This is a genomic window from Bacteroides cellulosilyticus DSM 14838 (genome assembly GCF_000158035.1).
Taxonomy (GTDB): domain Bacteria; phylum Bacteroidota; class Bacteroidia; order Bacteroidales; family Bacteroidaceae; genus Bacteroides; species Bacteroides cellulosilyticus.
Window position 1 is genome coordinate 904,361 of record NZ_EQ973492.1, and the last position, 4,330, is coordinate 908,690.

Below are 4,330 nucleotides of genomic sequence, written 5' to 3' on the forward strand. Positions count from 1 at the left end.
AAATAAAGAAAAAGGTTATTTTTCTTATTCGGGTGCAGTAAAGACTGAAGAGTTTGAGCTAGGCAATATGCTGGCAAACGACCAGTTAGGAAAGGTCACATTCAATCTCAAGGTCGAAGGCAATCACTACGAAAAGCAATATCCTTCCATAGTAATGAAGGGATTAATCGCTTCCATCGACTATAGCGATTATAACTATGAGAACATCACACTCGACGGAGAATATAAACAAGGCGGTTTCAACGGAAAGATAGCATTGGATGACGAAAACGGTTCTGTTCTGCTAAATGGTAGCATTAATACAGCCAGTCGTGTACCGACTTTTAATTTCCATGCCGATATCCGTAATGTACGCCCCCACGAGCTTCACCTGACACCTAAATATGAAGATACGGCAGTTTCTATTCAGTTAACGGCTGATTTCACCGGTGGTTCCATCGATGAAATGAATGGAGAGATCAATATTGACAGCCTGCAATTCACAGCACCCGATAGAAACTATTTTCTGGACAACTTAAAAATAACCGCCACTCGGGAAGACGAATCGCATAAACAATTAAAAATAGCCTCTAATTTCCTGAATGCAAGTATTGAAGGAGATTATTCCTATCGCACACTACCCGCCAGTGTACTGAACATCATGCGAAGATATATTCCTGCTCTAATATTGCCGGACAAAAAAAACATAGAAAGTGAGAACAACTTCCATTTCGACATAAATATCTTTAATACGGATTTATTCTCCACCATCTTTAATATTCCGGTTAAGGTCTATACACATTCTACCCTAAAAGGATACTTTAATGACAAAGCACAGCGCCTGCGAGTAGAAGGATATTTCCCGCGTCTGCGCTATGGAGACAAGTTCCTTGAATCGGGTATGATCTTGTGTGAGAATCCCGGTGATAAATTTCATGCACGTGTACGATTCAGTAATCGCAAACCGGAAGGTTCCATCAACGTATCGTTAGACGCACAAGCCAAAGATGACCTTATTCAGACCTCTCTGAATTGGGGAAACAGTAGCGCTGTCACATATAGTGGCAAATTAGCTGCTGCTACACATTTCATCCGCACACAAGCTGAGGATCAGAACAAAAAGCGTTCCCGCTCAAACAAGAGTATTCCGGCTTTGAAAACCGTCGTCGATGTTCAAAAAACGGATATTATCCTGAATGACACTTTATGGGAAATACATCCGTCAAAAGTGGTAATCGACTCCGGAAAGATATATATAGACGACTTTTATTTCAGCCATAAAGACCGATACCTGCGCATCAACGGAACTATCTCAAAACAACCTCAGGATACGGTACGCCTGGATTTAAAAGATATCAATATAGGCTACGTATTTGATATTGCCGACCTTGGAGTTAATTTTAAAGGAGAAGCTACTGGTCCTGCCTATGCCAGCGGAGTATTGGAGAAGCCTGTTATGTATACTGACCTTTTCATCCGGGGCCTTGGACTAAATGACGGTTTATTGGGCGATGCCAACATTCACGGAGAATGGCATCAGGAAGTAGAAGGTATCTATCTCGATGCCCATATCCATGAAAAAGATACAGCTAAAAGTCATGTATATGGCTACATATATCCCATAAAACCTAAAAGTGCGCTTGACTTACAGATTGAAGCTGACAACACCAATCTGAAATTCATAGAACACTACATGAGTAGTATCACACCTGAATTTAACGGACGTGCCAGCGGTCACGTACATTTCTATGGCAAATTCAAAGGGCTCACCATGGAAGGGCGCGTACTTGGCAATGCCTCCATGAAGGTAGACGTACTGAATACCACTTTCTTTATAAAAGACAGTATTCGCATAGAACCGAATGGACTGACTTTCCAAGATAACCGGATATTCGATACACAAGGCAATCAAGGACATGTAGACGGTTATCTGCATTATGAGCATTTCAAGAACCTGGAATACCGTTTCCAGTTTGGAGTGAACAACATGCTGGTAATGAATACGAAGGAGTCACTGGATTTTCCTTTTTATGGAACGGTATACGGAACGGGGAATGCCCTGATAGCAGGTAACGCAAGGGATGGAGTCAATATCGATGTAGCCATGACGACCAACCGGAATACCAACTTCGTATATATAAAGGATAATGTATCTTCAGCCGCCAGCAACCAATTCATCAAATTCGTGGATAAGACACCGCGCCGGGCTGTGCTGGATTCTATCAATCTGATTTCCGACTATGAACTGGCGCAACAAGAGATACAGCAGGAGGAAGAAAGTGACACGGATATCCGCCTGAACCTGCTCGTAGAAGCTACACCGGATGCAAGCATGAAGATAGTGATGGACCCCATCGCCGGTGATTACATCAGTGGACGAGGATCCGGAAATATCCGTACGGAATTTTATAACAAGGCTGACGATGTGAAGATGTTCGGTAATTATCGTATCAGCCAGGGAGTTTATAAATTCAGCCTGCAAGAGGTAATACGCAAGGACTTTACCATCAAAGATGGAAGCACTATCAGTTTCAACGGTCCTCCGTTGGATGCCACCATGGATATCCAAGCAAGTTATATGGTGAATTCCGCATCCTTGAATGACTTGGTGCCGAATGTAAGCAACTACGGAATTCCAACGAGTATCCGTGTAAACTGTATCATGAACCTGACGGGGCAACTAACTTCTCCGGACATCAAATTAAGTCTGGAAGTGCCTAATGAACGGGATGAAGTGCAAGCCCTTATCCGTAACTACATTTCAACGGACGAACAAATGAATATGCAGATCCTCTATCTGTTAGGTATCGGCAAATTCTATACACCCGAGAATGTAGATGCCACACAAAACTCGAATATGATGACTTCTGTGCTTTCATCCACCCTTTCGGGACAACTAAATAATGCACTTTCCAACATTATTAATAGTAACAACTGGAATATAGGTACCAACCTCAGCACCGGAGAAAAAGGCTGGACGGATATGGAATTCGAAGGAATGCTATCGGGGCAATTACTAAACAATCGTCTGCTTATCAATGGTAACTTCGGATACCGAGACAATCCGATGGCAAATACAAACTTTGTAGGTGACTTTGAAGCAGAATGGCTTGTGAACCGTAGCGGAGATATTCGCCTGAAAGCGTATAATGAGACGAACGACCGCTATTATACAAGAACCAATCTGACAACGCAAGGCATCGGTATCATTTTCAAGAAGGACTTCAACCGATGGAAAGAGCTTATGTTCTGGAATAAGTGGAGGTTGAAAAGACTGAAACGGGAAATGGAACAAAAAGAAGCGGAAAAGAACACCGAAGAGCAAACAGAAGAAACAGAAACCACCGCTACCCAAGCAGCAGCAAAAGCAAAAGAAAAGAGAGGGGGAAGTTAATTTTCCCCTTCTTTATTTTAATACAGGCTATTTTCTTATTCATATATCAATTTATATTCATTTATAAAGCCTATTCCTTCCGCTGTTTCTATACAGTTCAGCAACCGCCACTCACAACTGCGCACCCAGCTACGGAAGTTCTCTTCGGGTTGATACTCACTCCGGGCGAACTCCAACAAACGGTCTACCTCAAAATTATCGGAAATAATACCTGCTCCGCCGCGTGCTGCATCATAAGCATTACAATCCTGTTCGATATGCGCCGGTACCATCAACAAAGGCTTACCCAGATACATAGCCTCACAAACGGATTCAAAGCCTGCCGTAGTGGCATACGCCCGGCAACCCGACATATAGCGAAGGAATTTTTCGTCATCCAACTGATGAAATGACAATGTTTCATCCATCCTGCATACTTCCGGTTCATCCGGTTTGTCCCAGAAGAAGTGCAAAGGCACTTCAGGGTGCTGCTCATGCCACTGGGAGATACTTTCTCCAAATCCGGCATTAACCATATAACCGTGTACATACTCTCCGGAAGCAGCTTCACAACAAAGCACTTCGTGCCGCAGCAAAGGCGGTACCACACGTATATGTGCTTCTTCGTCCGTTTCCATCGGACGGAATGAGAGAGCCAGCTTCTCTTTAGCTCCGATACACGTGAGTCGCGTAAAAAAACGGAGCATCAGCAGGCTCACGGGATTCTTTTTGGGAAACTCAAAGTCATGATGCAGGAAAAGATATTGATGACCGACGCTGATCTGCGGTACCGAGGGACGGAAAAAGAGATAAGTCAAGCCCGTCAACAACTCATAAAAGTTGATTACGAGGTCCGCATCAGTTTCATGGATACGCCGATGAATATAACAGATGCTACGCAGATAAGCAGGAACCTGCATTAGATTATATGCGATACTGCGAGACATACTGACCCGCTTATTGGCAGGTGTAGGCAGA

At 43.4% G+C, this 4,330-nt stretch carries 2 protein-coding genes; one reads left to right on the forward strand and one right to left on the reverse strand.

Annotation, left to right across the window (positions count from 1 at the left end):
- Nucleotides 1–3,373: translocation/assembly module TamB domain-containing protein (locus tag BACCELL_RS21835; RefSeq protein ID WP_007214260.1), on the forward strand; the 3,373-nt coding region annotated here is incomplete at its 5' end.
- A 35-nt stretch (nt 3,374–3,408) separates the two neighbouring features.
- Here BACCELL_RS21835 and BACCELL_RS21840 read toward each other — a convergent pair.
- Nucleotides 3,409–4,330 (reverse strand): glycosyltransferase family protein (locus BACCELL_RS21840; protein ID WP_081450841.1); only part of this gene is annotated, 922 nt, incomplete at its 5' end.